Source organism: Chromatocurvus halotolerans (assembly GCF_004340525.1).
Classification (GTDB): Bacteria; Pseudomonadota; Gammaproteobacteria; order Pseudomonadales; family Halieaceae; genus Chromatocurvus; species Chromatocurvus halotolerans.
In genome coordinates this window covers 58,756-84,775 of sequence record NZ_SLWX01000014.1, presented here as the reverse complement: position 1 = coordinate 84,775, position 26,020 = coordinate 58,756, and the positions used below count along the sequence as shown (strand labels likewise).

At 63.0% G+C, this 26,020-nt stretch carries 22 protein-coding genes and 1 tRNA gene; 12 read left to right on the top strand and 11 right to left on the bottom strand.

What is annotated here, in order from left to right:
• Nucleotides 1–132 precede the first annotated feature (132 nt).
• Genes EV688_RS13835 through EV688_RS13820 form a run of 3 tightly spaced genes read left to right on the top strand, consistent with a single transcriptional unit; the run spans nt 133 to nt 1,002 of the window.
• Nucleotides 133–390, top strand: coding sequence for a type II toxin-antitoxin system Phd/YefM family antitoxin (locus EV688_RS13835; protein ID WP_117319109.1), 258 nt, complete (start codon nt 133–135; stop codon nt 388–390).
• A complete protein-coding gene (locus EV688_RS13830) occupies nt 380–706 on the top strand; it encodes a type II toxin-antitoxin system RelE/ParE family toxin (protein WP_205686699.1) in 327 nt (108 codons plus the stop codon). The genes EV688_RS13835 and EV688_RS13830 overlap by 11 nt, the downstream gene beginning before the upstream one ends.
• Nucleotides 707–732: 26 nt before the next feature.
• On the top strand, nt 733–1,002 hold the full coding sequence (locus tag EV688_RS13820) for a HigA family addiction module antitoxin (protein ID WP_117319110.1): 270 nt from the start codon (nt 733–735) through the stop codon (nt 1,000–1,002).
• A 123-nt stretch (nt 1,003–1,125) separates the two neighbouring features.
• Here the strand turns inward: EV688_RS13820 and EV688_RS13815 are convergent, their stop codons facing one another.
• From EV688_RS13815 to EV688_RS13785, 7 genes are all read right to left on the bottom strand, one after another.
• Nucleotides 1,126–1,437, bottom strand: a complete 312-nt coding sequence (locus tag EV688_RS13815) for a type II toxin-antitoxin system RelE/ParE family toxin (RefSeq protein ID WP_117319036.1) — start codon at nt 1,435–1,437, stop codon at nt 1,126–1,128.
• 4 nt (nt 1,438–1,441) lie between these two features.
• The gene (locus EV688_RS13810; protein ID WP_117319038.1) at nt 1,442–1,726 is read right to left on the bottom strand and encodes a CopG family ribbon-helix-helix protein; all 285 of its coding nucleotides are present in this window, start codon (nt 1,724–1,726) and stop codon (nt 1,442–1,444) included.
• A gap of 246 nt (nt 1,727–1,972) precedes the next feature.
• A tRNA-Met gene (locus EV688_RS13805) sits at nt 1,973–2,049 on the bottom strand.
• A gap of 88 nt (nt 2,050–2,137) precedes the next feature.
• Entirely contained in the window at nt 2,138–2,407 is a 270-nt protein-coding gene (locus EV688_RS13800; RefSeq protein ID WP_131917673.1) for a hypothetical protein, read from the bottom strand.
• 207 nt (nt 2,408–2,614) lie between these two features.
• Nucleotides 2,615–4,039, bottom strand: a complete 1,425-nt coding sequence (locus EV688_RS13795) for a TIGR03013 family XrtA/PEP-CTERM system glycosyltransferase (protein ID WP_240624414.1) — start codon at nt 4,037–4,039, stop codon at nt 2,615–2,617.
• Nucleotides 4,040–4,411: 372 nt separating this feature from the next.
• The gene (locus EV688_RS13790; RefSeq protein ID WP_205686700.1) at nt 4,412–5,650 is read right to left on the bottom strand and encodes a pyridoxal-dependent decarboxylase, exosortase A system-associated; all 1,239 of its coding nucleotides are present in this window, start codon (nt 5,648–5,650) and stop codon (nt 4,412–4,414) included.
• Nucleotides 5,647–7,242, bottom strand: coding sequence for an acyl-CoA ligase (AMP-forming), exosortase A system-associated (locus EV688_RS13785; RefSeq protein WP_117319042.1), 1,596 nt, complete (start codon nt 7,240–7,242; stop codon nt 5,647–5,649). The genes EV688_RS13790 and EV688_RS13785 overlap by 4 nt, the downstream gene beginning before the upstream one ends.
• A 165-nt stretch (nt 7,243–7,407) precedes the next feature.
• On the opposite strand from EV688_RS13785, the gene EV688_RS13780 reads away from it, so the two are divergent.
• The 7 genes from EV688_RS13780 to EV688_RS13745 all read left to right on the top strand — a co-directional run bounded on the left by EV688_RS13780 (nt 7,408) and on the right by EV688_RS13745 (nt 16,027).
• Nucleotides 7,408–8,187 (top strand): S1C family serine protease, encoded by a 780-nt coding sequence (locus EV688_RS13780; RefSeq protein ID WP_117319043.1) that lies wholly within the window; start codon nt 7,408–7,410, stop codon nt 8,185–8,187.
• Nucleotide 8,188: 1 nt separating this feature from the next.
• Nucleotides 8,189–8,707: a hypothetical protein gene (locus EV688_RS13775; RefSeq protein ID WP_117319044.1), complete on the top strand. Its 519-nt coding sequence runs from the start codon at nt 8,189–8,191 to the stop codon at nt 8,705–8,707.
• Nucleotides 8,707–10,998 (top strand): hypothetical protein, encoded by a 2,292-nt coding sequence (locus tag EV688_RS13770; protein WP_117319045.1) that lies wholly within the window; start codon nt 8,707–8,709, stop codon nt 10,996–10,998. The genes EV688_RS13775 and EV688_RS13770 overlap by 1 nt, the downstream gene beginning before the upstream one ends.
• Nucleotides 10,998–11,495 (top strand): low molecular weight protein-tyrosine-phosphatase, encoded by a 498-nt coding sequence (locus EV688_RS13765; RefSeq protein WP_117319047.1) that lies wholly within the window; start codon nt 10,998–11,000, stop codon nt 11,493–11,495. Before EV688_RS13770 ends, EV688_RS13765 begins: the two co-directional genes overlap by 1 nt.
• Nucleotides 11,496–11,579: 84 nt before the next feature.
• On the top strand, nt 11,580–11,804 hold the full coding sequence (locus EV688_RS13760) for an addiction module protein (protein ID WP_117319049.1): 225 nt from the start codon (nt 11,580–11,582) through the stop codon (nt 11,802–11,804).
• Between the two features lie 447 nt (nt 11,805–12,251).
• Nucleotides 12,252–15,002, top strand: a complete 2,751-nt coding sequence (gene prsT, locus EV688_RS13750; protein WP_117319052.1) for an XrtA/PEP-CTERM system TPR-repeat protein PrsT — start codon at nt 12,252–12,254, stop codon at nt 15,000–15,002.
• A gap of 128 nt (nt 15,003–15,130) precedes the next feature.
• Entirely contained in the window at nt 15,131–16,027 is an 897-nt protein-coding gene (locus tag EV688_RS13745) for a ThiF family adenylyltransferase (protein ID WP_117319053.1), read from the top strand.
• Between the two features lie 33 nt (nt 16,028–16,060).
• On the opposite strand, the gene EV688_RS13740 is transcribed toward EV688_RS13745, so the two are convergent.
• The 4 genes from EV688_RS13740 to EV688_RS13725 all read right to left on the bottom strand — a co-directional run bounded on the left by EV688_RS13740 (nt 16,061) and on the right by EV688_RS13725 (nt 21,962).
• A complete protein-coding gene (locus EV688_RS13740) occupies nt 16,061–18,331 on the bottom strand; it encodes an efflux RND transporter permease subunit (protein ID WP_240624415.1) in 2,271 nt (756 codons plus the stop codon).
• Between the two features lie 8 nt (nt 18,332–18,339).
• Nucleotides 18,340–20,247, bottom strand: a complete 1,908-nt coding sequence (locus EV688_RS13735) for an AMIN domain-containing protein (RefSeq protein WP_162883964.1) — start codon at nt 20,245–20,247, stop codon at nt 18,340–18,342.
• Between the two features lie 7 nt (nt 20,248–20,254).
• Nucleotides 20,255–21,085: an outer membrane lipoprotein-sorting protein gene (locus tag EV688_RS13730; RefSeq protein WP_117319056.1), complete on the bottom strand. Its 831-nt coding sequence runs from the start codon at nt 21,083–21,085 to the stop codon at nt 20,255–20,257.
• Between the two features lie 121 nt (nt 21,086–21,206).
• Entirely contained in the window at nt 21,207–21,962 is a 756-nt protein-coding gene (locus EV688_RS13725) for a PEP-CTERM/exosortase system-associated acyltransferase (protein ID WP_162883965.1), read from the bottom strand.
• Nucleotides 21,963–22,256: 294 nt separating this feature from the next.
• Between EV688_RS13725 and EV688_RS13720 the strand changes: the two genes are divergently transcribed.
• On the top strand, nt 22,257–23,090 hold the full coding sequence (locus EV688_RS13720) for a PEP-CTERM/exosortase system-associated acyltransferase (protein ID WP_117319059.1): 834 nt from the start codon (nt 22,257–22,259) through the stop codon (nt 23,088–23,090).
• Nucleotides 23,091–23,188: 98 nt separating this feature from the next.
• Nucleotides 23,189–25,957: an XrtA/PEP-CTERM system TPR-repeat protein PrsT gene (prsT, locus tag EV688_RS13715; RefSeq protein ID WP_117319060.1), complete on the top strand. Its 2,769-nt coding sequence runs from the start codon at nt 23,189–23,191 to the stop codon at nt 25,955–25,957.
• Nucleotides 25,958–26,020 lie beyond the last annotated feature (63 nt).

Here is a 26,020-nt window from a genome sequence, read left to right as displayed (position 1 = left end):
GACCGGTCAGTGTAAAACTACGGTCGCCAGCGAGCACTGGTGTGCAAGTCGGTCACGATGCCCGGAACGGGCGGTCACGTTCGCCGGAATACGCAGCGTACGTTAAATAGAGCGTTTAACAGGGTGATACTCATGCATGCACTCACTGCCAATGACCTGAAAACCCGCGGGGTCACCGCCGTCGAAGAAGGCATGGAGCAAAATGAAGAGGTGCTGATCTCCGTGCGCGGCAGGGATCGCTATGTGGTCATGGTGATTGAAACCTACAACCGCTTGCGCGAGCTGGAGCTGGCTGCTGCCGTTACCGAAGCCAAAGCCGATTACGCAGCGGGGCGTTACAGCAGGGACAGCGTGGAAGACCACATCCAGCGAATCAGCGATGATCTATAGGCTGGTTTACACTGACAGCTATGTCCGCCGCGCGAAGAAATTCCCCAGGCGTCACCCGCGGATATTGGGGCAATACGAAAAAACGCTGCAGTTGCTGGAACTGAATCCCCGTCGTCCTTCCCCGCGGCTGCGTAGCCTGGAAGGCGCTCTCAGCGGCTTGTCGTCGGTGTCGATCAACCTGAGCTATCGCATTGTGCTGGAATTATTGATTCAGGATCGCGACATTATTCTGGGCGGTTTCACTCGATTCGGATCAACGACCAATGGCGGCTGGTTTTCCGCTGGAGCGGTGGACAGTCACATGATGTACAGATAGTGGACTAACACAGATAGGTGAAGGCCTTGGACAGGCAACCAAAGAATCCATTCCATCCCGGCGAAATATTGCTTGAGGAGTTTCTCGAACCCCAGGGCATGAGCCAGGCTGCGTTCGCCCGGAAGATTGGCTGGACCAAGGCGCGACTCAACGAATTGATTTGCGGAAAGCGCGGCGTCACGGCAGAGGCTGCATTGGACCTCGCGGATGCGCTGGGGACGTCGCCAAAACTCTGGATGAACCTTCAGGCGACCTATGATCTCTATCGGGCGGCTGCGGCCAGAAAGGTAGCGTAGCAGGATATGGGTATAGGACAGATAAAGGTCCTATCGGGATTAAGCGCCCTCGCTAATTGAGTCGACTGGACCTGTAGGCCTGTCAAACATTTCCATCCAAAAGCCACGGATCTGAACGATTCTTCAGGAATCCACGTCGTCACGATTACCATAGCCGGCCTCACGCTGGCTTCGTACCGCCAGCACGAACGCGGTGTCGATTTCCGGAACGTATTTGTAGAGGATGACGTAGCCTTCTGCGGCGCGCCCGATGATCAGCTCCCGCAGACCGTGACGCACTGGGCGCCCCATCAGGGGGCTGTGCGTCAAAACGTCAATGGCGTCGATCAGTCCGGCGATTCGCTCATCGATGCGCGACGCATCGTGCTGAGTCAAGTGATCGACGATCCGGTCTAGATCGTAAGCGACCTCGGACGCGAACTCGATCTTCGCCAAAGTCTCACTCCGCTAGTGGACGGGCCGCCGGTGGATCGATGGCCTCGCCGGCGACCCGGCGATCGAGGTAACGGCGCATCTCTGACCAGGGAACGGTCTGCCCCGTTTCGGCGATCGCAGCGTAGCGCCGATCTGCCTCGTCGAGTAGGCGGTTATGTGCCTCATCGGCCTCAACGCGGTCCGAAATTGCCTGGAGGATCAACGCGTGAGAAGTCATTCCCACCCGCTCGGCGACATCGGCAAGGCGTTTTTTCAGGTCGCTGGGCAGGCGAACGGTCGTCGTGGACATGGTGGTGCACTCCGCATTCAAGTCTATGCGCCAATGTAGCACAATTGTGCTATGTCGCTGAAATCGGGGAACTGATCGACGCGGTGGAAAAAGTGAGCTGGTCCGGTAGCTCTGCGCCACCCCTGACCTTGATCAACAATGAACACTCCCGCAAATCTCCCGCTATCGGAAGGAGGGAGAACCGGTGCATCCCCCGTTAAGTGGGTAGAGCCAGTTTTTGTAAGCTGCTGAATTAAAAAGGGAAGGTGGTAGCTACGGCTGGACTTGAACCAGCGACCCCAGCATTATGAATGCTGTGCTCTAACCAGCTGAGCTACGTAGCCACGGAACTGCGGTTCGCCTTGCGACGAGAGGCGCGAATTTTGTCCATTTCCTGACGGCAAGTCAAGCGTGCAGCGGCATTTCAGCGCCTCATGCGGCCCGCCGATCTCCCTTGCGACGGTCGTGCAGCACCAGCTCACCATTCACCCGCAGCGGGAACTGCACCTTGGCGCGGTTCTGGCGACGATCCTCTCGATTTCGCGGAATCCAGCTGTCATTGCTGGCACTGGCAGCGCTGAAGGGTGGCGTTTTCCTTTCATCGTCCGAGACAAACTTGCGCGCGGCGACGGCGAACACATAGATCGAGATGAGCAGTGCGCCCAACCCCAATATACCCACTAAGGTAAGAATGGCTTCCATTATCTGTGTGTTCTCCCGGCCATCGTTGCCCCGATGTTGTGCGTTTCCCAGATATGCACAGCAATAAACAGGCCAGCGAAATTTCTACTTGTGGCTCAGAAGGTTACAGAACTGTGACAAACGCCACAATCCGAACGGCGGGGGGGGGTGTAAAAAAACCTGACAGGAAAAACCCGCCCCTGAAGGGCGGGAAGCGAGAGGCTAGCGCTAGCGAGCTCCCTTACCGAAAAGGATGACTTCCACGGTTTGCAGCAGAATCGTGAGGTCGAGAAACAGGCTCTGGTTCTTGACGTAATACAGGTCAAACTCCAGCTTGGCCTTCGCGTCTTTTTCACTCGCCCCGTAAGGATAGTTAAGCTGGGCCCAGCCGGTAATACCCGGCTTCACGCAATGGCGCTTTTCGAAGTGAGGAATCTTTTCCGCCAGGTCGCGCACGAACTCCGGTCGCTCCGGGCGTGGCCCCACAAAGGCCATGTCACCTTTCAGGACATTGAGGATTTGCGGCAGCTCGTCAATGCGCAGCTTGCGGATAATCTTGCCGACCCGGGTAACGCGCTGATCATCCGGCGTCGCCCAGCGCGCCTTGCCGTCGCCCTCGGCATCCACCGTCATGCTGCGAAACTTCATCACGTCGAATATCTGGCCCTGCAGTCCCACCCGGCGCTGCCGAAAAATCACCGGCGCACCGATGCCGTCCTCGAGCCAGATAGCCAGAACCGCCAGCAGCATGAAAGGCCAGGTGACGGTGAGCAGCGCGAAGGACGCCGCAATATCGAACAGGCGTCGCAGGCCGAAGGTTGACGAGTCGCACTTGAAGCCGTTGGAAAAAATGAACCACTCGGGATGCGCTTCGTCGGTCAGCACCTTGCTGGCCTCGCTCTCGAAGAAATCGAGAATATCGACCACGGCGACACCCTGCATGCGGCAGCGCATCAGTTCGTCTGCCTGCATGTACTTCTCGCGGTCGTCCACGGCGACAACAATTTTTTCAATGCCGTGGCTGCGCACGTATTCCGAGAGCGGGATATCCAGGGTGATCACGTTGCCGGTATCGAGCTGCGTGTCTTCCCCCTGCTGGCGCACATAGCCGTAAATGCGGAATCCGCGACGGTCGGACTTGCGACGCATCTTGCTGGCGATGTTGGCGGCGGTGCGGCCGGAGCCGAGCACGAGCACCCGACGCTTGAGCTGCTCCAGCTCCACGGTTCGCGAGAAAATCAGTCGAGTCGTCAGGCTGCCGACAAAGGCCAGTAGGGCAGCGTACACGAAGATCCCGCGCCACAGGTGCAGCGAGGGCAGGAAGTAGAAGATGGCCGTCATGCCCAGGGTCATGATGGCGATGGCGCCCGCCACACGCAGCAGGACGCCGTTCGGCCCCTCACGCAGGCGCGGCTGGTAGAGCCCGAGACTGAACATGGCGAGCACCGTGATGGCCGAAAAGACCATCGCTCTCGCGGGTAGCTGGGCCAGGTGCACTTCCAGGCCAGCGGGCTGGTTCAGGAAATACAGCCAGGTGGCGGCGTAGCAGGCCCCGAAAAACAGCAGGGCGTCCACCAGTGCCAGCCAGTAATAGGCCACGTGAACGTGGTGATTGAAAATGCGTGTGGTACCCAAAAGACTGCCCGCCATCATGCCCATAACTCCCGCACTGCGCCCGTGCATTGGCTCGCCGGGCGTGTGACTTCCGGTTGATCGAATCGGATTACGAGTCTGGAGAATAGCAGGGGAATGTGACATGTCATGTTGCGGGTAAGATTCTGTGACAGAGGTCGCAGGGGCCGTCAGTGCAGCATTTTTCGTGGGCAAAGGTACGGCGGAAAGTCGTGGTGAGCTGTCCACCTCCGGGTCTTTTGCGGTTGACAATTCGGGGGCCAGGGCCGGGTCAGGCGTGTCTGGCGGGCTTGTGGGTAGTGTTATTAGCGTTTTCACAACGCAAGACTGTGGTAAAGCGCCGACTCCTGTCTGTTAGCTAGCACACATAGGGGGCGATTTCGCCCGGCGGCGTCAGAGCAGGAGCTCTTCGGGCGCCGGGTGGCTCAGGAACAGATGCGGGCTGGCAGTAAAGCCGTAGGCGCCGGACTGGAACACCACGATCAGGTCGTCGATGCCGGCGACCGGCAGCGACATGCGCTGCCCGAGGATGTCCAGCGGCGTGCACAGCGGCCCCACAATGTTGACCACTTCCTCTGTGTCGCCGTGCACGCGGTTGCCGATGCACACCGGGTAGTTCTTGCGGATCACCTGGCCGAAATTGCCCGACAGGGCGAGGTGGTGGTGCAGGCCGCCATTCGTGATCAGGTACACCTGGCCACGCGAGGTCTTGCGGTCGCTCACGCGACAGACATACACGCCCGCTTCCGCTACCAGGTAGCGGCCGAGTTCCATGACCACCGTACAGTCCGGGTGGGCCGCCTGCCAGGCAGAAAACCGCTGGCGCAGATTGTCGCAGACGGGTTCCAGCGCCAGAGGCTGGTCGCCGGGAAAATAGGGAATGCCCAGCCCGCCGCCGATGTTCAGCCACTGGATGGGCATCGGGCTTTCCGCCGCCAGGCGCTGCGCCAGTGCAAAGGTCTGGTCGTGGGCTTCGATAAGCGCCTCGTGGCGCAGATTCTGCGATCCCGTGAAAATATGCAGACCCATGAAACGCAACGGCTCCCTGGCAATCCGCTGAAGGAGTTCCGGTACGTCTTCCGCATCCACGCCGAAGGGCCTCGGGCCGCCGCCCATCTTCATGCCGGAGCTCTTGAGTTCGAAATCCGGGTTCACGCGCACCGCCACTGGCGGCTGGCAATGGTGCTTCGCCGCCAGTGCGGCAACCCGCTCCATCTCGTTGAAGGACTCAAGAATGATGATCACACCGGCTGACACCGCGTCTTCAAGATCCCGCGCAGACTTGCCCGGCCCCGCGAAGCTGATGTCCAGGGGATCGACCCCCGTGCTCAGTGCCACGCCGAGCTCTGCCGCCGACGCCACATCCAGACCTTCCGTGAGGCCGGACATGTGCTGCACCACGGCCGGCATGGGGTTGGCCTTGATGGCGTAGTGCAGATCAATCTCTGCCGGCAGGTGTGTTCTGAGAAAGCGCACGCGCTCGCTCATCAGCGCGCTGTCGTAGGCATAGAAGGGGCGATCGCCGACCCGAGCCGCGAGCTCGCTCACGGGCGTCCCCGCCACGCACAACTCGTTGCCTCGGATGTCGAAGCCGGGCGGCATGCCGGCGGGCAGGGGGGCTTCATGACTCATGCGCTCTCCTCGAAGTGATCCTTGTGCTGGTCCGACAGGCTGCGGCGGTCGAACTTGCCGTTCTGGTTCTGGGGCAGGCTCTCGACCAGAAGAATCGCCTGCGGCTGCATGAAGTTCGGCAGCTCGCGCCGGAAGTGCGTCTGCAGCGCGAGCACAGGGTCATCCTCCGCCAGCGTCGCTGCCCGGGTGACGAGCAGCAGAATGGCCTGGCCCAGCATGGCATGGGCAACGCCGAGCGCCACCGCGCCTGCTACAAGGCCGCTGGCATAGGCCACTTCCTCAACTTCAGAAGGACTTACGCGGTAGCCTGACGTCTTGATCATATCGTCCTGCCGCGCCACGAAATAAAGAAATCCGTCCTCGTCGCGCACCACCTGGTCGCCGGACCACACGGCCATCTCTGGCAGGGGCAGGGCGGGGTCCTGGCCGGGGCAGGGGCGGAAGCGCTCGGCGGTTTTTTCCGGGTCGTTCCAGTAGCCGCGGGCGACCAGGGCGCCGCGATGCACCAGTTCGCCGGGTTCGCCGGGCGCGCAGAGCTCGCCGTCGCCGTTCACCACCAGTATCTCGGCGTTGGGTATGGCCTTGCCGATGGACTCGGGACGGTGCTCCAGCTCGGCCGGGTCGAGATAGGTGGAGCGAAAGGCCTCGGTGAGTCCGTACATGAGAAAGATGCGGGTGTCGGGCAGCAGTCGTTGCAGCGTGCGGGTGGTCGCCACCGGCATCTTGCCCCCGGTGTTGGTGATGTAGCGCAGGCTGCGCGTGGCCTCCTCGGGCCACTCGCACTGCACCAGCTGGTTCCACAGCGGCGGCACGCCGGCCAGCCCGGTCACGCCGTAGCGGGCAACGGCGCGAATCACATCCCGCGGCAGCAGATAGTCGAGCAGCACGCAGGAGGCGCCGCGGCTGAAGGCAGTCGTCAGCTGACTCAGCCCGGCATCGAAGCTAAGCGGTAGCACCGCCAGAATGCGGTCCGCGGCCGTGTTCTCAAGATAGGTTGCCACGCTGTCGGCCCCGACCAGCATATTGCGATGGCTGAGGACTACCCCCTTGGGGTTGCCGGTACTGCCCGAGGTGTAAAGAATAGCGGCCATGTCCTGGTCGATGCGGCGGTGGCCCTGCGGCTCGCTGCGATCGGCCAAGAAGTCCTGCCAGTGCATGAGCCCGCCACCGGCCTCGTCCGCTGTCAATGCGGCGGACCCATCCAGCAGCACCGTCAGCTGCACGCCGGAGAGATCGGCATCGGCATCGCGCAGCTGCTGCCAGCGCTGCGCGGAGGTAATCAGCGTCCGCACCTGGCAGTGATTGGCGATGTAGGCAACCTGTCGCGGCTTCAGCACCGGGTTGATCGGCACGAAGGTGGCGCCGGCGTGGGCGCTGCCAAAAATGGCGGCCACCGCCTCGGGCTGCTTGGGCAGGTAAATGCCTACCCGCTCGCCGGCCTTGATGCCATGCTGTAAAAGGCCATTGGCGACGCCGCGGGTCAGGGCGTGCAGCTCGCCGTAGGTCAGGGTGTCGTTTTTGTGAAGCAGGGCAGGCGCGTCCGCTTGCTGTTCTGCCTGCGCCCTGATTAACTCGTGCAGTTGGTCGGCCATGTGTCCTGCGTGCTCGTGTACTGTCACCGTGGAAAGGGATTGAGTGTGTCTGCTGCCAGCGTCAGCGGCAAGCGTGCCGTGAGAATCTGTGACAGATATCCCGCCGCTGTCCCGCCACTACCCTGCTGCGAGGGCCGTTCTGTCGATAAATCCCGGAGTAATCCCATGCAAGCTGTCCTGAAAATTGTGTGCCTGCTGCTGTTGGCGGCAGGCGTCGCGTCGGCGCGGGAGCTGCCCGACGTGATCGATGAGGTGCGTCCGGCCATCGTTGGCGTGGGTACGGCCTATCCGCCGCGCCAGCCGATTGCCGGCCAGCGTCCCAATCAACTGATGGGCACCGGGTTCTCGGTAGGCGATGGGCAGCTCATTGTGACCAACGACCACGTACTGCCAGAGGAGCTCGACTACGAAAACCGCCAGTCGCTCGCCGTATTTGCCGGCCGCGGTCGCGATGCCAGAGTGCACGTGGCGCGGGTTGTCGCGCGTGACAAGGAGCATGATCTGGCAATCCTTCGCATTGAGGGCACGCGCCTGCCCACGCTCTCCCTGGGCGACTCAGGCACGGTACGTGAAGGGGAGACCATGGCCTTTACCGGTTTTCCCATCGGCGCGGTGCTCGGTCTGTACCCGGTCACGCATCTGGGGATTGTCTCGTCGATCACGCCGGTTGTGCGCACGGCGGGTGACTCCAGCGAACTCACGGCGCTGCAGCTGCAGCGAATGCGCAACCGCTATGATGTCTTTCAGCTCGACGCCATCGCCTATCCCGGCAACAGCGGCAGCCCCGTGTTCCGGCCAGAATCTGGCGAGGTGATCGGTGTGGTCAACAGCGTGTTCGTGAAGGAAACCCGTGAGGCGGTGCTCGAGCGACCGTCTGGCATCAGCTATGCCATCCCCGTCGAGTATGTGCATGCCCTGATGGAGAGTATTGGCGGCGGCGACTGATATGTCGGCAACCCAGTACACCTCTGGCGGCATGATTGGCGGGCTGCGGTTTCTGCGCCTGCTGGCGGTGGTACCCGCAGCGGGCGCAGGCGTGCTGCTGGCTACCCTGCCGGTCTTTGCGCTGCCCGTGGCGACTCTGGGCGCGTGTTATGCCGTGCTGCTTTTCTGGCAGCCGCTCGCCTGGCTCTGGGTGCTGCCGGCGCTGACCGTGCTCCTCGACCTGACCTCCTGGACCGGAAGGCCGCTGGTCAACGAGTTTGATGCCCTGTTCCTGGTGACCTTTGCCGTTGCGCTGGCGCGGGGGGAATTTCGGGGTGCCGGCGGTCTGCAGCTTTTTCAGCTGCTGTCTGCCTGGCGGGCGCCAGAGGCGGATCCGGCACCCGCCCTCGGCATTGCGCTGCTGGGGCTTGCCTTGCTGGGTCTGTTCGGCACGCCGCTGGATTCACCGCGGGTGGCCTGGCTGTTCTATTTCTTTCTGTTTGCCCTGGTGCTGCGTCCGCGGGCGGGTGGCCTGTCCTGATGCGGGCAACGCGTATCGCGAGTCGCGCTGTGCCTGCACTGGCAGGGGCGGTCCTCCTTGCGCTGACGGTGCCAGTGGTGGCCGGCGTGCCTATCTGGGGGACTGGGCTGCTGCTTGCCGGCATCGCCTATCTGGCGCTGCTGTGGTGGTTGCCCTGGCTGTGGCTGTGGGTCCTGCCACTGGTTACCGTCGCGCTGGACCTGACCCCCTGGACGGGCTGGTTCCTGTTCAGCGAGCTGGACTGGTTTTTCCTGCTGACACTCTGCGGCAGCGCCATGTTCGGGCGCTATGCCAAAATCCGCGAGAGCGCCGTGTGGATGACGCCGGATCGCTGGCTGCTGCTCGCCTACCTGCTACTGCTGTTCGTTGCCGGCCCCGCATTGCCTTCACTCTGGCAGGCGCCGGCCGTGCCTGCCGAGGATCCCTACCTCACGGCAGGCTATGGCTACAAGGTACTGCGCGGTGTTGCCTGGGGCGTGCTGCTGGCGCCGCTGTGGCTGTCGCTGGCAAGCGCCGGGCACGAGACTGCGCGTCGGCATCTTCTGGGCGGCCTCTGCACTGCCGGGCTGGTGCTGCTGCTGATTGTGCTGTGGGAGCGGGGTGTGCTGCTGCAGCTGTCGCAGGCAAAGCCCGGGCTGGCCGGGACCGCGCTGCTCGACTTCAGCAGCAGTTACCGGGTGACCGGTCTGTTCTCGGACATGCACACTGGTGGCGAGGTGATCGATGCGGTGATCGTGCTGTTGCTGGCGGCTGCGCTGCACGCGGTTATCACGGTGCGTAGCCCCTTGATGCGGACCGCTGGCATCGCCGCCACCGCCGGACTACTGTACGTCACGCTGGTGGGCTTCACGCGCAGCACCTACGCCAGCGTCGCCCTGTTGCTGGCTGCGTACCCGGCCTGGCTGTTGCTCGCGCAGCGACAGCGGCTGGGCCTGTCTCTCGCCTCGGTGATGCTGGCGTCAGCCGCGGTGCCCTGCGCCCTGCTGGCGGCGTACCGTCTGCTCGGCTTTCTCGACGCTCCGGGCGGTCTCGACGCTCCCAGCGTTCTCGGTGCTCCGGGCTTGTGGGTATTTCTGGTCTTGCCGGTGCTCGCTCTGCTCGCGGGGCCGGTGCGCAGCTGGCCTGCCGGTCCGTGGGTACTGGCGCTATTGGTGCTGCTCGTGATGCCGGCGCTGCTGCAGGTGGCGGGTGTCATTGATGACGTTGGCACCGCGGGTACGCTGGCGGCGATTGCTGCCGCCGTCGCCGCATTGCTGTCCATGCAGCGCCTGTTCGTTGCCGCTGCCGGCGCTCCCTTCGTTGATCGTGCGCTGGTGCTGCTGGCCTTGCTGCTGGTCCCTGCGAGCATGGCGACCGCGCTGGTAGCCTCGCAGATGGATGCACGCATGGCGTCCGTGGACCGCGATTACGGCACGCGCCTGCAGCACTGGCGCGATGTGGTGTCTGCCTCGGATGCCCCGCTTGGCAACATCGCGGGTAATGGTGTTGGCCGCTTTCCCCTGCATTACGCCGAGGCATGGCCGCTGCGACGCGCAAAGCTGGCAACCTTTACTGTCGTTGCAGCGGAAGATCGCCACGTCCTGCGGCTGCAGGGTGGACGCGATCTCACCGTCGGGCAGCGCATTGCCGTTGACAGCGACGCGCTGGTCCTCGGCCTGACCCTGCGTGGTGAGCCGGGATCACGGTTGCTGGTGTCCCTGTGCCAGCGCAACATTCTGGACACCGGTCGCCGCGACCGCGCCTGCAGTTTTGCCGCGGTGCGGCCATCCACAGGCGAGGGCAACTCGCGCCGTGTTCTGCGGCTACCGGTGCCCGAGGGACGACTGGATGCTGCGGGCAGGCCCCTGCTGCTGGGCCTGCGCAACATGGGCGCAGGGTCGGAGCTCGATGTGTGGGGCCTGCAGGCACTCTCCGGCAGCGGTGCCAGCGTACGCAATGGCAATTTCGCGCAGGGCATGCAGCACTGGTTTTTCTACACGGATCTTGCGCACCTGCCGTATCACGTCAAGAACCTCTGGCTGCAGGCCTGGTTCGACACCGGCTGGCTCGGCCTGCTGTTGCTGACGGGCCTGGTCGGCGTCGGGCTGTGGCGGGCCCATGGCGCCGCCAGCCGGCGTCCCGAAGAGCAGTTCTTCATGCTCGGCGTGCTCGTGGTGGGCATACTCGGTCTGTTCGGCTCGCCGCTGGATTCCGCCCGGGTGAGCTGGCTGTTCTACTTCTTTCTGGCCGCGGTGCTGCTCGCGCCGCCAGCGGCGGGGAAGGACATTCAGACGGCGGGAGACCGGGAGTGATGTTCGCCAGACCATCCCGCCGCGTGCTTTTCCTGTGCACCGCCAACGTCTGTCGTTCACCCCTGGCAGAGGCGCTGCTGCGCCATCGGCTGCGCGAATGCGGCATGCACCGTCACGTTGCCGTCGCCTCGGCAGGGACACGGGTCGGGCAGCCCGGACGGCGACCGGATCCGCGCACGCTGCAGCTGTGCGCGCAGGCCGGCGTCTCCCTGCGCGGTATTCGTGCGCGGGCCGTCAACCTGAAGCTGCTGGAGCGCAGCGATACCATTCTGGTCATGGAGCAGCAGCACCTGGACGATCTTGCCGGGCAGAAGGTGCCCGACCGGCTCCTCGACCGGGTTCAGCTGCTGGGAGGCTATTTGCCGCCGGCCTATCCCGCGGAGGCGGGCAATGCCATCCCCGATCCCTACTTTGCCGACGGCGAGGGCTTCCGCGCGGTGTATGCACGCATCGATGCGGCGGTGCTGGGGCTGCTGCAGGACATTGCCGGTTTTTGACGTTTACCCGCTTGAAGGCCCTGATACAATCAAACAGTTGAGAAATCTATCGGGTTTTGCGGTACCTCTTCGGGAGTTTTTACGATGGATCTGGAAAATCTGCAGGATGCGGCGTTGAATCTTTCTAAAGCTGATCGGTTGAGACTGCTGCAGGGTCTGATCTTGAGCCTTGACTCACCCTCCCCGGAGGAGCTGAGGACCGAATGGCTTGATGAGGCCGAGCGCAGGATGAGACAGCTGGATAGCGGAGCAGTAAAAGCTATTCCGGGCGAGGATGTGCTGGAAAGGGCCAGAGCCCTTGTCCGTTGACCTATGAGTTCCATCCGTGGGCAGAGGCCGAATTCCTTGAGGCGGTCGCCTATTACGAGTCAAGGGTGTCCGAACTCGGCACTCAGCTCATTCAGGAATTCGAAGCACTCTCCAGCTTGATCAGCGAGGAGCCCACCGGCTGGCGCATTGTCCGGCAACCCGATATTCGCAGGGCGCCTCTCCGTCGCTTTCCATTCTGTATCATTTACCGAGCGAAGCCCGGGCTCCTGGATATCCTTGCTTTTGCCCATAATAGCCGCAGGCCCCAGTACTGGATCGACAGACGCTGATGGCCTTATGCTTCTGCGGTAGTTTTATCGGCTCGTATTTCGATGGATTGCGACCCACGTACCGTTTCTGGCGTTCTCTCACCGACGGATTTTGTACGATCTTGCCGCCTCGGGTTAATCTCCCCAGCAAATTCGAGACGTTCCCGGAGCAGTAGGTATGGCAGTCAGAACCTGGATAACCGGTTTGGCAGTGGCACTCACCCTGGCGGCGTGTTCCGCGCAGGAGTCCCCGGAAGAACTGCTGGAGCGGGCGCGGGGAGCACTGGCCGAGGGCAATACCAATGCTGCGGTCATCGATATCAAGACAGCCCTGCAGCAGGCATCAGACAACCCGGAGGCGCGACTGCTGTTCGGTCGCGCCTACATGATGCAGAACGATCCCGCCTCGGCGGTGGATGAGTTCCGCCGCGCCGCCGACAGTGGCAATGCCGAAGCGCAGGCGCTCTTCGCCCGCGCCCTGGTGGCCGCCGGGCGGGCGGATGAACTGGTTGAATTCCACGAGCAGTCTGAGCCCGCGCCCGCCGGTGATGCGGTTTACCTGGCGGCACTGGCGCGCGCCTACAGCGATCTCGGCAGTGTCGATGCCGCCGCCGAGGCACTGCAGAAGGCCCGGGAGGCGGGTTCCGAGGATGCCTACCTGCTGGTGACGCAGGCGCTGGTGTCGCTGCGCAATACCCGGGAAGTGGAGGCGGCAGCGGCGCTGCTTGAACGTGCGACAGACGAATACCCGGAGGACGCGGAGGCCTGGAGTGCTCGCGCCGACGTCGCCCGTCTCGGCCGCGATCTCGCCGCGGCGGCGGATTACTATGCCCGCGCGGCAAAGCTGAACCCGGCGCGGCTGGCCGACCGGCTGAGCCTGGTCGATGTGTCGCTGCAGCTCGGTCGCAGTGCCGAGGCCGAGGCTGAGCTCGCCCGACTGGAAAAGGTCATCCCCGATCATCCCGGCGTGAACTTTGCCCGCGGGCGCATGCTGGTGGAATCCGGCGATTACGCCGCGGGCCTGCAGGAGCTGTCGCGGGTGCTCGGCAGTATGCCCCAGCATGCCGGCAGCCTGTACCTCGCCGGCGCCGCGAATGCCCGGGAGGGGAATCTGGCCACCGCGCAGAGCCAGCTCACGCAGTTTCTGGAGGCGCAGCCCGGACATCTGCCGGCAGGGCTTGAGCTGGCCAATGTCTTCCTGCAGAGGGAAGAGCCCGCCGCGGCGGAAAGGGTCGTCAAGCGGGTGCTGGACGCGGATCCCGAAAATACCCTGGCGATGCGGCTGCTGGCCACGGCCCTCGGCGCTCAGGGGCTGTTTGCGGAGAGTGCCGAGGTTTACGCGGACCTCGCCGACATCGAGCCCGACGCCGTGGACGCCAGGGTGGGGCTTGGCACTACGCGGCTGCTCGCGGGCGACAGCGCCGGTGGGTTGTCTGAACTGCGCGCCGCACTGGCGGCCGACCCGGACAACAGCGAGCTGCGCGAGCGATTGATTGCCACGGGAATGGCGCTGGGCAACGTCGATGAGGCCATGGCAGACATACAGGCCTACCGTGAGCGCAGCGGTGACAGCCCGCGCGCGCTGATTTTCGCCGGGCGCGCTGCCCTGCAGTCCGGCGATGGCGAGGAAGCCCGCGAGCTTTTCGAGCAGGTGCTGGCAGAAGAGCCGCACAGCCGTGACGCCAACGGCGGTCTTGCCGCCCTGGCGCTGATGAATAGCGATATTGCCGCCGCACGGACCTATTTCCAGGATTCGCTGGAGGGCCATCCGGGCGATCTGTCGACCCTGATGAACCTTGCCGTCCTGGCGGAGCGTTCCGGGGACACGGACGCCATGGAGCAGTCGCTGCTGGCGGCGATCGAGGCGAATGACGATGCCCTGCGGCCCCGGGTGGCGCTGGCGCGCTACCGCACGGGGCAGGGCGATCCCGAGGCAGCCATCCGCCTGCTCTCGCCGCTTGAGCGCGACAACGCCGGATCCTTCTCCCTGCAGCACGCCCTGGCGACGGCGCACCTGGCGAACGCGTCGCCGGCGTTTGCCCTGGACAACGCCCGGCGGGCGCTGGAGCTGCAGCCCCGGCAGCCGGCGGCCCTGGTTCTCGCGGCGCGGGCAGAGCAGGCGAATGGTCGCTTCGAGCCTGCCCAGGCGCATATCGAGCAAGCTTTGGCGCTGCGCGACGATGTTCAGGTGCGCAAGCTGCTGGTGGAGAACCTGCTGCAGCAGAACAAACTGGATGCCGCCCGCGAGCAGATCGAGGCGCTCCCCGACGATGAGCGCAGGGCCCCCGCCGCACAGCTGCTGCTCGGCCGTATTGCCATGGCGCAGGAGCGTTATCGCGAGGCCGAGGCGTTGTTTCAGGCACTGTTCGACTCGCAGGCCGACAGCGTCAGTCTTAACTACCTCACCGGGGCGCTCTGGGCCCAGGGGCAGCAGGATGCGGTGATTGCACATCTGGAGTCCTGGCTGGCGGACAACCCGGAGGATATGGAGTTGCGCAACCAGCTGGCGACCTATCACCTGTCCATGAATAACGAGGACGCCGCCCGCGCGGAGTATCGGCGCCTGGTGGAGGCCGCCCCGAACAGTCCGCTGGTGCTCAACAACCTGGCCTGGCTGGAGCGCGACAGCAACCCGGAGCTGGCTCTCGAGTACGTCCAGCGCGCGCTGGAGCTGGCGCCGGAAAGCATCAACATCATCGACACCTACGCCATGGTCGAGCGGGCCCGCGGCAATCACGAGGCGGCGCTCGAGTTGAGCGCACAGGCACTGGCGGCAGCGCCAGAGGCACCGGCGCTTCTGCTCAACCGGGCCCGGGTGCTGCTCAGCGCCGGTCGTGCTGATGAGGCGCGCAGCGTGCTTGAAAGCCTGCTCGACGGCCCCGCGTCCCCATTGCAGGAGGAGGCCCGCGCGCTGCTGGCGACGCTGTAAGCCTGGCGATGGCGTCAGTGTCGCCCTGGCGCTGACGCCATCGGACCCCGCTTCCGTTCCCAGCGGTGCAACGCCCGTGGCTTCTGTGGTCAAATGGCGCAGGCGTGTCGCCACGGTGGGGAGTCGGTATGGATACAGCATTTGATTACTTCGAGGCCTTTTCCAGGAACATCGGCTGGGTAAGCCGGGAAGAGCAGGCGCTGCTGCGCACAAAGCGCGTTGCCGTTGCGGGCATGGGCGGCGTTGGCGGCCCGCACCTCATGACGCTGGCGCGGGCTGGCGTCGGCAATTTCACCATTGCCGATCTCGACAGCTTTGAGCTGGCCAACTTCAACCGGCAGTATGGCGCCAACATGGGCACTATTGGCCTGGAAAAAGTCGATGTCATGCGGGACTACTGCCAGGCCATCAATCCCGAGGCCGACGTCCGCATCTTCGGGCAGGGCGTCTCGGCGGAGAATCTGGATGACTTTCTCGACGGCGTCGACCTGTACATGGACAGCCTCGACTTCTTTGCACTGGATATCCGGCGCAAGGTGTTTGCGCGCTGCTATGAGCTGGGCATTCCGGCGATTACCGCGGCGCCCATGGGCATGGGGACCGCCATGCTGGTGTTCATGCCCGGCGAGATGAGCTTTGAGGACTACTTCTGCTTCGAGGATGTGAGCAGCGAAGAGGACAAGCTGATCAAGTTCATGATCGGTGTCTCACCCTCCATGCAGCAGCGGCACTACCTCACGCCGGATTCTGCAGTGGACTTCAACAGCAGAAAGGTGCCCTCCATCGTCATGGGCATTGAGCTCGCCGCCGGGGTGGCCTGCGCCAATGCCCTGAAGGTTATGCTGGGTCGGGGGGATGTGGTAACCGCGCCGCATGGCCTGCACTTTGATGCCTACCGCAATCGCCTCATCAGGACCTGGCGCCCCATGGGCAACCGCAATCCCCTGCAGTGGGTGATGTTCCGGATAGTGAGGATGATGCTGCGCAAGCAGAAGCGCGAGGCGGAGGCCCGCAAAGCGACCTGACGGCGGGCGGGCGCCCGTCGTGATCACGCCAGGTCAGCCCACCGCCGCTTTCCCGGCGACTGGCCGCGCGGGCAGATAGTTGCGGGCTGCCATCAGAATTGCCGGCAGCACGAGCAGATCGAACACCAGCGCGACCAGCAGGCCGAAGGCGGTCAGCCAGCCGAAAACGCTGGTGGGCTGAAAGCCCGACGCCGCCAGCAGCATGAACTGCGCGACCAGGATCATCGTGGTGCCGATAACCGCGCGCCCGCGCTGTCGCAGGGTGCGCGCAATGGCCCAGGTGTTGGATGCGCCTACGCGCCGCCGCTCCACGTAGCCGTGAAGAATATGAATGGTGTCGTCAAGGGCGATACCCACGGCCACGCTTGCCACCATCGCCGTTGCCATGTCGAGCCAGATGCCGAAGGTCGCCATCAGGGCAAAGATAAGAACCACCGGCGCGAGGTTGGGGATCATGCTCACCACCGCGAGGCTGACGGAACGCCACATCACCAGCATGAGAATCAGCACCAGCACCCCAACCACCTTGACGCTGTCGATCTGGCCCTGAATCAGCAGGCGTTCCTGGTCGGCAAACAGCCGGCCCATGCCGGCGTAGTTCCAGGTCATGTCCACCGGGGGGTTGGCCGCAAGCTCGGCATTGAGATCCCGCATGAGCGCGTTGAGTTCGCCGGCACCGTGGGCGTTCAGGTTCAGCACCAGCCGCGTCCGGGTGAAGTCCCGGTTCACCAGCTCATACAGGTCGTGGCCGTCGTAGATCAGCAGGTATTGGGCGATCAGGTTGGCGTTGTCCGGCACCGTGCGGAAGGCCGGCTCCTCGCCATTGAAGGCCCAGTGCATTTCACCGATCAGGTCTGGCAGCGACAGGCTGTAATCCACCTCCGGGCGTTCATCCAGCCAGGTCTGTACCCGCTCCAGTGCCCGTAAGCGCTCGGGATCCATCAGGCTGTCAAAGTCGGGTCCGTCAAACACCACTTCCAGCGCCATCACGCCGGACAGACTGTCCTCCACCATGCGCGTGGCGCGGGTAATGTCGTGATCTTCCGAAAAGAAGCTGTAGAGGTCGGTTTCCACCTGCAGTTTCGGAATCTGCGGGATGGCCACTGCCATCAGCAATACGGCAGCAGCGATCACCCCCAGTGGATGGCGCAGCGCGAGGCGCGTGGAGCCTGTGGTGAAGCGGTCCAGCCAGCGCATGCCGTGCTGGCGCGTGGTCCAGGGCTTGTTGTCCCAGCGCAGGATGATGGCGGGCAGCAGCAAGACAACAATCACGGCGCCAAGCAGTACCCCGAGGGCCGCTACCAGGCCAAAGGTCTCGATGGGCCGGATGGGGCTCACCATCAGTGACGCGAGTCCCGCAGCGGTGGTGAGGGCAGTAAACAGAATCGGATAGGCGACGGCAGCCAGGGCGATCCGCATTCGCTCCGGGCCATCCAGGCCGCGGTAGGCGGCGTGCAGAATGGCATTGAACAGATGCATCAGCATGGCCACGGTGAGGGCCGTCAGCAGGGGCGGAATAATGGCGGAAATCAGGGTGAAGGGCTTGCCCATCAGAATCAGCAGGCCCATGGCAAGGCCGGTCACCGCACTGATAGTGGCGGTGGCCACCACCAGCACCAGCACGCGCCGGAACAGCCACCAGAGCAGCAGCAGGCTGACCCCCAGCGTGCCGGGAATCAGCGTTGCCAGGTCTTTTATCATCGCTCGCAGCTGCGCCACGTCCAGCGCAATATGCCCGGCCACCGCCACCAGCTGCGGTGTGAGTCCTTCCTGTGCAACGCTGTCGCGCAACAAGCCTTCCAGCTGCAGGCGCTGCAGGCTGGTCTCCATGGGGTGGGGCCGAATGATCAGCGCCACTGTGTCGCCGCTGTCAGACACCAGCAAGCCCGGTGCGAAGCGATCCCCGAGCACGCGGTCGCGAAGGGTATCGGCGGCGGGCAGGGGCTGCTCTTGCAGGTCGATCAGCGGTTCAACGCGAAAGCCATCGGCGGTGCCGCGTATCTGGTCGACGGTGGTGACCGCGAGAACCCGGTCGATGGCGGTGTTGGCCTCCAGGCCCTGCACCAGGCGGTCGAGTGGTTCAAGGAACGCCGCGCTGTATAGATTTTCGCCCCGGAACAGGGCCACCAGCACCTGATCCTGTGGAAACTCCTCCCGCAGCTCCCTATCGAGGAGCACAGCGGGGGCATCTTCGGGAAAATAGGCCTCGGGTGCATTGTCCAGCTTTACCTGTAAAAGCAGCGGTCCGGGCAGCAGAATGAGCAGGGCGAGAAGGGCGAGTGCGAGCCGGGGTCTGTGCAGCATCCAGCCCATCAGAAGCGACCGCGCCAGCCGAGAACAATCATGTCGCGCGCCTCGTAAAAGCCGCCGATGGTTCGGCTCTTGCCGTCAAAGAGGTGCATGCCCAGGTAGAATTCATGTGGCTCCATGGCGGTCCAGACAAGTTCGGGGTTGAGGTAGGTCTCCTTCTGCTCAACGCCAATCCAGTAGCGCAGGTTGGCGCGCCAGCGGTTGGCGGCGAAGGGCGCGGTGACCTCACCCAGCAGGGTGAGTGTGGAATCCTGGTCCAGAATGGCGCCGGCATCCTGCATCTGCATGCCGGCGATCTGTACCGTGAGTCGAAGGTCGCCATCGCCGGGAAAGGTCTCGGCGCCCAACAGCCAGTGCCAGGCAGACACCGTATCGAAGGCCAGGTTTTCCCGCGTGACCGGCATGTCGCTGGACCAGGACGCCTCGACGCGGAAGGTCCAGGCATCCAGCGCAAAGCCGGCATCGCCGCCGACCACCCAGGAGCGCGGATATACTGCATCGAAGGCCAGGGGCGGCGAGGCCGCACCCGGCATCGGGCCGGTACCCGCCAGCAGCGCCTGGCGCAGGGACTCGTCGAGGCGGAAATAGGGCTGGGAGTTGCGCACCCGCTGCAGGGAAAACGCGTAGTCGACGCCGCGCCCGAAGCGGTTCATGCGAATGCCACCACCGCCGTCTCCGGATGCGCCCTCGTTAAACGTGGCGTTGCCGACCAGCGCCGAGAGCTGCGGGGCATCGGGCAGGCCGAGAATGCTGCCGGAGTCGGCATCCACCGGGTACCACAGGCTGTCGCGCTGTGGCAGCTCGCCTTCACGAAAAATAGGCAGCCAGACAAAATCGGCATTCCAGCCCTCCCCGAACCACTCCAGGCGTACCGCCGGATTCGCGCGACGCCGGTCTGCGCGCTGGTCGAGAAGAAGCCGGGTAAAGTCCTGGGTGCTGAGACGATCTGTTGGCGCAATCTCGTCGCTGCGGCCCCAGATGATTTTCTGCGTGCCCACGGTAAATCGCCAATCGTCGGCGCGATAGCGCAGCCAGCTTTCATCGTATTCCACTTCCAGGTGCTGCAGGCTGTCGCTGCCGCCGGTTTCGTACTGCCCGTCGATGCGGGCACCGAGGCGGATTTCGAGACCGTTCTGCAGCGTCCGGGTGGCGCTGGTAATGAACTGGAGGTTGGCGACGGCATCTGCCGGCCGCGCGTCGTCGTACAGAAATCCGCTTTCCACCAGGCCGCGATGCAGCTGCAGATCCCATTCGCCCGGGGAGGCGGCGCCGGCGGCCGGGCCGGCGGGGCTAGTTTCAGGGGTGCCGCCGAAGACAAAGGTGGTTGCCGGGGCCGTCCCGGACGCGTCGTCGTCAATGACATCGGTACTCAGGGTACCGCTATCAGCGGGTCCGGCCCTGCCATCGCCATCGCCATTATCTGCAACCGGCTCATTCTTGTCCTGCGTGGCGGCAGCAGGTGCCGTTTTCTCGGGTGCAGCCCGCGCAGCCACATCCAGTGTGGCGTCTGTGGCAAGAATCTGGAAAGACAGCCTCTGCGCATTGTCGGCGAGCGGCTGATCGGCCAGTCTCTTCATCACGACAGGTTCGCTCAGGTCCAGAACCAGCCGCAGGCGGCCATCGGCCTGGCGGCCATGCCGGAATCCCTGCACCGGTCCCTGGTTTGCCGCGGGGTAGAACACGTCCGAGGCGCTGAGTGAGGCATCCGACAGGTCAATTACTGCGCGCAGCGGTTCGGACAGCATGAAAGTGCGGACGGGCGTTTCCGCGGAGACGGTAAAGCGGAAAACGGCTTCGTTTCCGGTTCCCGATATAGCCACCTGGCTTACCGTGGTACTGGCGGCCATCGCAGCGGACGTGAACAGGAAGGCCAGAGGCGCAAACAGTGCCGTGTTGCGCAGAAGGGTCATGGCGCTGCTACTCCCGGAACTCGCGCTCGTAGAACACGTCCGAGAGGGCACGAATGCTGAACAGATCCTCCGGCAGGGCCTGATCGTAGGTGATGGCATCCACCTGCATGAGCGTCTGGTGGCCCGATCGCAGCGTGGTCATCCTGCTCGCCATCACTGTCCAGTAGCCCTGTATGTTCTCGATGCGCAGCACCTCGAAGCGCTTGATGGGAGTCTCGCTGCCCTTGAAAAAATCGATGCGCACCGGAACCAGGGTCTGGGGATGTATCCAGCTGATGCGGCGGGTGTAGGCTGAACTCGAGGCGTCAACGGGGATGCTTTCCAGCTTGTGGACCTGCGAGCCAGCCATCTCCTCCGTGCCCAGGTAAATGTGGGTGTCCTCTTCCGGCCTGCGGTCCTGCAGATCCTCGAAGTACAGGTCGGACTGCACGAAGCTGCCACCGAGATTGTCGCTGCTGATCCGCCGCACCCGTTTCGCCGCCGGCAGATAGAGCCACTGATCGCTGTCGCCATCCGCGTGGTTGTGGACCAGCAGCCCCGTCTCGGCAATATTGCCGGGCTCGGTAAAGCGAATCAGGGCCCTGTTATTGCCGTTTTCACCCTCAAGCTGATAGGTGTAGGTCCGGCGTACCCGCATCCGGCTGTTTTCGCCCTGCAGCGTCATACTGCCGGCGATAACGGCATCCTGCCCATCCGCCCGCTCGTAGACATTGCGTGCGAGCTCGTCTCCCGTGAGGTCGCTGCCCGTCACTGGCAGGCAAAAAAGACAGACCGATAAAAACAGCCACGTGCTGCGGCACGCGGTGTCATGGGACGGGCGGCTTTCCGCTCTGGTCATGCTGTCATCGCCTTTTTCCGTGTATCGCCGAGTATACGGAGGTCAAGGCGCATTGCGAACACCGCCGCTTACCCGTCTGCGGTATGTTCACTCGCGCTGAGCGCTGACGCCCGGGCCATCGTCAGGCGACGGCGGCGGTGCCGGAGACGACCGGGTTTGCGGATACCGCATCGTGGATGCGCTCATATAGCTGTCGCACCTCTGGGCGCATCCCGGAAACGGCCTCCTCCACGGTGACAAAATGTGGCGCGCGACGCCCGTGGTAGTCCATGAAGTCCCCTGCGGGTTGCACAGCGATCCCTGCGCGGCGCAGGAGGCGGGGCAGGGACGCCTCCATCATCCCGAAAACGTTCGAGCGGCCAACGGTATCAGCAGTGGCAAACGCGGCGAGAAAGGTGGCCGTGGTGACCAGTGGGTAACAGGCGCGTTCGTCGTCGAGGCACTCCGCGGGAACCCCGGTCTGTACCGCGCTGTCGCCCAGGCGTCTGCGGATGCGGAAACCGGGCGCCACGGCAAGTCGGGAGAATTCGCACAGTGCGTGCCTGCGCTCACTGAGGGCGCTCATGTGATCCAGGTGCATCGCAGGCAGGCAGTAATCCTCCAGCGCGAGAGTGTGCTCTTCGGAGGCGCATATCAACCTCACGCAGCCCGCAGGCGTGCCGCTGCGGTTATGCCTCACCAGGCAGTGCAGTGAGTGTCCATCATGCTGGTCAGCCTCGATACCGCTGGGTCGTGGCGGCTCATAAGCGAATTCCTCACAGTAAACGTGGTGGCGAAGGCGGCCAACCTCGCGCATTTGCGCGCGCGATACGACCGGCTCCACGGTGAATTGATGAAAAAAGTCATCGAAAATATCGTTGGATAAGGACACTGTCACTGGCAGGCACTCCGGGGTTGGGTGCAGAATGTGAAGTACACGCATGGGTTGCGCTGAAATTGTGTGATGTGCGTCACAGTTTATGCGATTTAAAACTCAGTGCAATGCATGATTGGCACAAAAAATCCACGAACTTGCTGCTAAACCTGTAGTAGTTGGGGGCATGTCGCTAGCTGGCACTTGCGCTGAGACTATGGCGCCAAACCACCGCTGTCCCTGGTTTACTCACCGGGAGCGCCGGAGTAAGCTCTACATTGAAGGTTAAAATGCCGTAATCCGGCGTAGGGGCAAAGCATGGGCAGCGAAACAGAGTCGGCGGGAACGTCCTCATTGTTCATGGAGTTTGCGCGGTATTTTGAGCTGTCCCTGGCACTCACGCCGGCTGAGAAAGAGGCAGTCTATGCGGTGCGCTACCGCGTCTACTGCGAGGAATTCGGCTACGAGCCAATAGAAGCGTTTCTAGACCGGCAGGAAACGGATGAGTTCGATAACCAGTCGGCCCATTGCCTTGTCACGCACAAGGAGACAGGCCGCCCGGCGGGTTGTGTGCGGCTGGTGTTCGTGGAAGGCGATAACCGCCTGCCGATGGAACTGCATAGCGGGGGGGCGATCGATGCGGACTTCATGCGCCGTTTCGACCAGACGCGCGGCGAAATCTGCGAGATATCGCGGCTCGCGGTCGACGGGGCATTTCGGCGTCGTCGCGGGGAAGACGCAAGCCAGTTCGGTGCCCACGACTCTTTTCTGTTCAACGACGAAGAGCGCCGCACCTTCCCGCTGATCGCCGTCGCGCTGTTCCTGGCCTCGGCGGCAGTGGCCGACATTCAGTCTCGGCCCAACCTGTTTGCCATTATGGAGCCGTTTCTGCCAAAAATTCTCGGGCGTATCGGCGTTCAGTTTCAACGTGTCGGTGAGGATTTCCAGTTTCGGGGCGTGCGGGCACCTTACTACGCAAATATCAATGACCTGGTTCGGGATATCCCTGATGACCTCCGGCTTTGCTACGATGCCGTGAAGGCGCAGTTCATTGATGTTCTCTATCCTGGTGAGTCCATGACCCGTCAGACGGCGGAAGCGGGTTCGCGGGGCGTTAGCGCCACACAGGGCGCCGTCTCACGCGTCGCGTGACCGCCCTCACGTCCTGGCAGATGGGGCGAGTATTGCGTTGGAACGCTATGTCGGATGATTTAGTCTCATGATAACAGCCTCTCCGTAAAGGAAGTCCTATGCGTCCGCGCATCACCGCCGTTCTGCTCGCCTGCCTCACGGTCGCATTTCTAGGTGCCTGCTCTTCACCCGAGACAGAACAGGAGCTACTTGCCCGTGCCAGCACCGCCCTGGAAGCTGGCAACATCAATGCGGCCACGGTGGATATCAAAACCGCGCTGCAGAAAAATCCGGACAGTGGCGCGGCACGGCTGCTGCTCGGAGAAGCCTACATGCGCCAGCGCGATCCGGCAGCCGCCGTCACTGAGTTCCGTCGTGCTGTCGAAAATCAGGGGGGTATTGAAAGCCACGTGCGTTACGCACAGGCCCGTGCGGAACTGGGCGAAACCGGATCGCTGCTTGCGGCACAGGCCGGCGAAAGTCCTCCGGGATCAGAAGATGCACGCTACCAGGCAGCGGTGGCCCGTGCCCACTCTTTGAATGGGGATTTCGACGCCGCGCGCGAGGCCCTGGATCGGGCGCTCAGCATAGACGGCGATAATCCCTACGTGCAGGTCACTGAGGCATTGCTTCTGCTGCGTGAGGGATCGGGCACCTTCGACGGTGCTGAAATTCTGGCGCGCGTGACGGAAGCGTTTCCGGAGAATGATGAAGCCTGGAGCCTTCGGGCCGATGTCGCGCGTTTCGAGAAAGACTTTGCCAGCGCTGCGCAGTGGTATGCAAAAGCCGCTGACATTAACCCATTCCGCATGACGGAGCGGCTTCGTTTAGTCCTTTCTCTCATCGAGCTCGGCGATACTGATGCAGCGAGTAAAAGGCTTGCCGAGCTTGAGAAGGTGATGCCGGACCATCCGGGCGTAAACTTTTCCCGAGGTCGTATGCTTGTCGAGGCGGGTAGGTACGAGGAGGGACTGCAGGCCTTGTCTCAGGTGCTGAGCGTTCTGCCAAATCACGCCGCTACGCTTTACATTGCGGCCACCGCTAATATTCAACAAGGTAATCTTGCAACAGGCCAGCGTCAGCTGACGAAGCTTGTGAGAGATCAGCCAGGCAACGTGCCTGCGCGCCTGCAACTCGCCAGCCTCACCCTGCGTCAGGATGACCCGCGCTCTGCTGAGCGAATGGCGCGCGAAGTGCTCAAGGAGAATAGTATGAATATAGCGGCAATGCGTATTTTAGCGATGGCGCTGGCCTCTCAGGGCCAGTATGCGGAAAGTGCACAGGTATATCAGGAGGTTGCAGCCTTGTTGCCAGACTCCGCACAGGATCGTGCGGGGCTCGGTGCGGCCCAGCTGATGTCGGGTGAAGCTGAAGTCGGAACCCAGGGCCTGAAGCAGGCGGTGGCAATGGATCCCGGGAATATGTCGCTTCGGGAGCGGCTTATCGAACTGTATCTCGCTCAGGGCGACGGGAGGTCTGCGCGCGATGCAGTCGCTGAATATCTCACTGTTGCCAAAGATCAAGATCGATCACGAGCTTTCGCTGCAGGCGTGGCGTTACAGCTGGGCGATGAGGCGAAGGCGAAAAAGCTTTTTGAAGCGGTCACCGCCAATGATTCTGGAAATATTGCCGCAAATAGCGGGCTCGCGATCCTTGCATTACGTGCCGGCCGGTTCGATGAGGGCCGGGCGTATTTTAACGCGGCGCTCAAGGCCCATCCTGGAGACGCGAGAACCCTGATGAATCTTGCGGTGCTTGAGGAGCAGGCGGGAGATATGGCCGCAATGGTTGCCGCGCTGGAACAGGCAGTGACAGCGGATGGCTCAGCTCTGGAACCACGTCTCGCACTGGCTCGCTATCGGTTGGGCCAGGAACGGCCGCAGGAAGCAACGCGGCTGCTGGAAGCCGTTCGCGCGGAGTACCCCGACGAGTTTGATCTGCACCAGCTGCTGGCCAGAAGCTATCTGGCACAGGAGGAAACCAGCTCCGCCGCATCCAGTGGCAGGCAGATGCTCAGGTTACGTCCAGAAGACCCTGCTACGCTGGCGCAGGTCGCGCGCATCGAGCAACTCGATGGTCGTCCGCAGAAGGCAGCGGAACTGGTCGAAAAAGCCCTGGTGTCAGCGCCCGATAACGTGGCGCTGCGTAAGCTTTTCGTGGAGATTCTGCTGGCCGAAGAAGAACTCGATAGAGCACTCAGCGAACTTCAGAAGCTCCCCTCGGCCGTTCGTGAAGAGCCCATGGTAATGGCCATCGAGGGGCGGCTCGCGCTCGCGCAGGGACGACCGGCTGATGCAGAGCGCTTATTTCAGCGATTGTTCGACACCAATCCGGGGAGAGCGAGTTTGCTTCTCCTGTCATCGGCCAAGTGGGCGAAGGGTGAGCCGAGGGAGGGGAAGGCAGTTCTGGAAAACTGGTTGCAGGACAACCCGGATGACAATGTCATACGAAACGAATTGGCTGCCAGAGAACTCGTGCTTGGCAATAACGACGCGGCTCGCAAGCACTATGAGATTCTTCTTGCTGCCGCACCGGAAAACCCCACGGTGCTGAATAACCTTGCGTGGTTGAGCAGGGAAACAGCGCCGGAAAAAGCCCTTGATTATGCGCAGAAAGCCGTCGAACATTCATCGGGCGATATCCAGATGCTGGACACTCTTGCCATGGTTCAGCGCTCGCTCGGGAACGTTGAAGAGGCGCTTATGCTGAGTGACCGGATATTGGGTAGCGGTGAGCGGATGGGGCCCGAGCTTGAATACCATCGTGCGTTGATCTTGCTTGACGCAGGTCTAACCCCAGATGCGGTACGTGTCCTCGAAAGCCTGGCCGGGGGAGCGGCCTTTCCCCAGCAAGCAGAGGCGCGTGAATTGCTGGACAGTCTGCGCTAGTTGCGACGCTTGAGTTTATTGGTTTCGGGGGGCACGCGCGAATACCGCGCCCCTGATTCCATT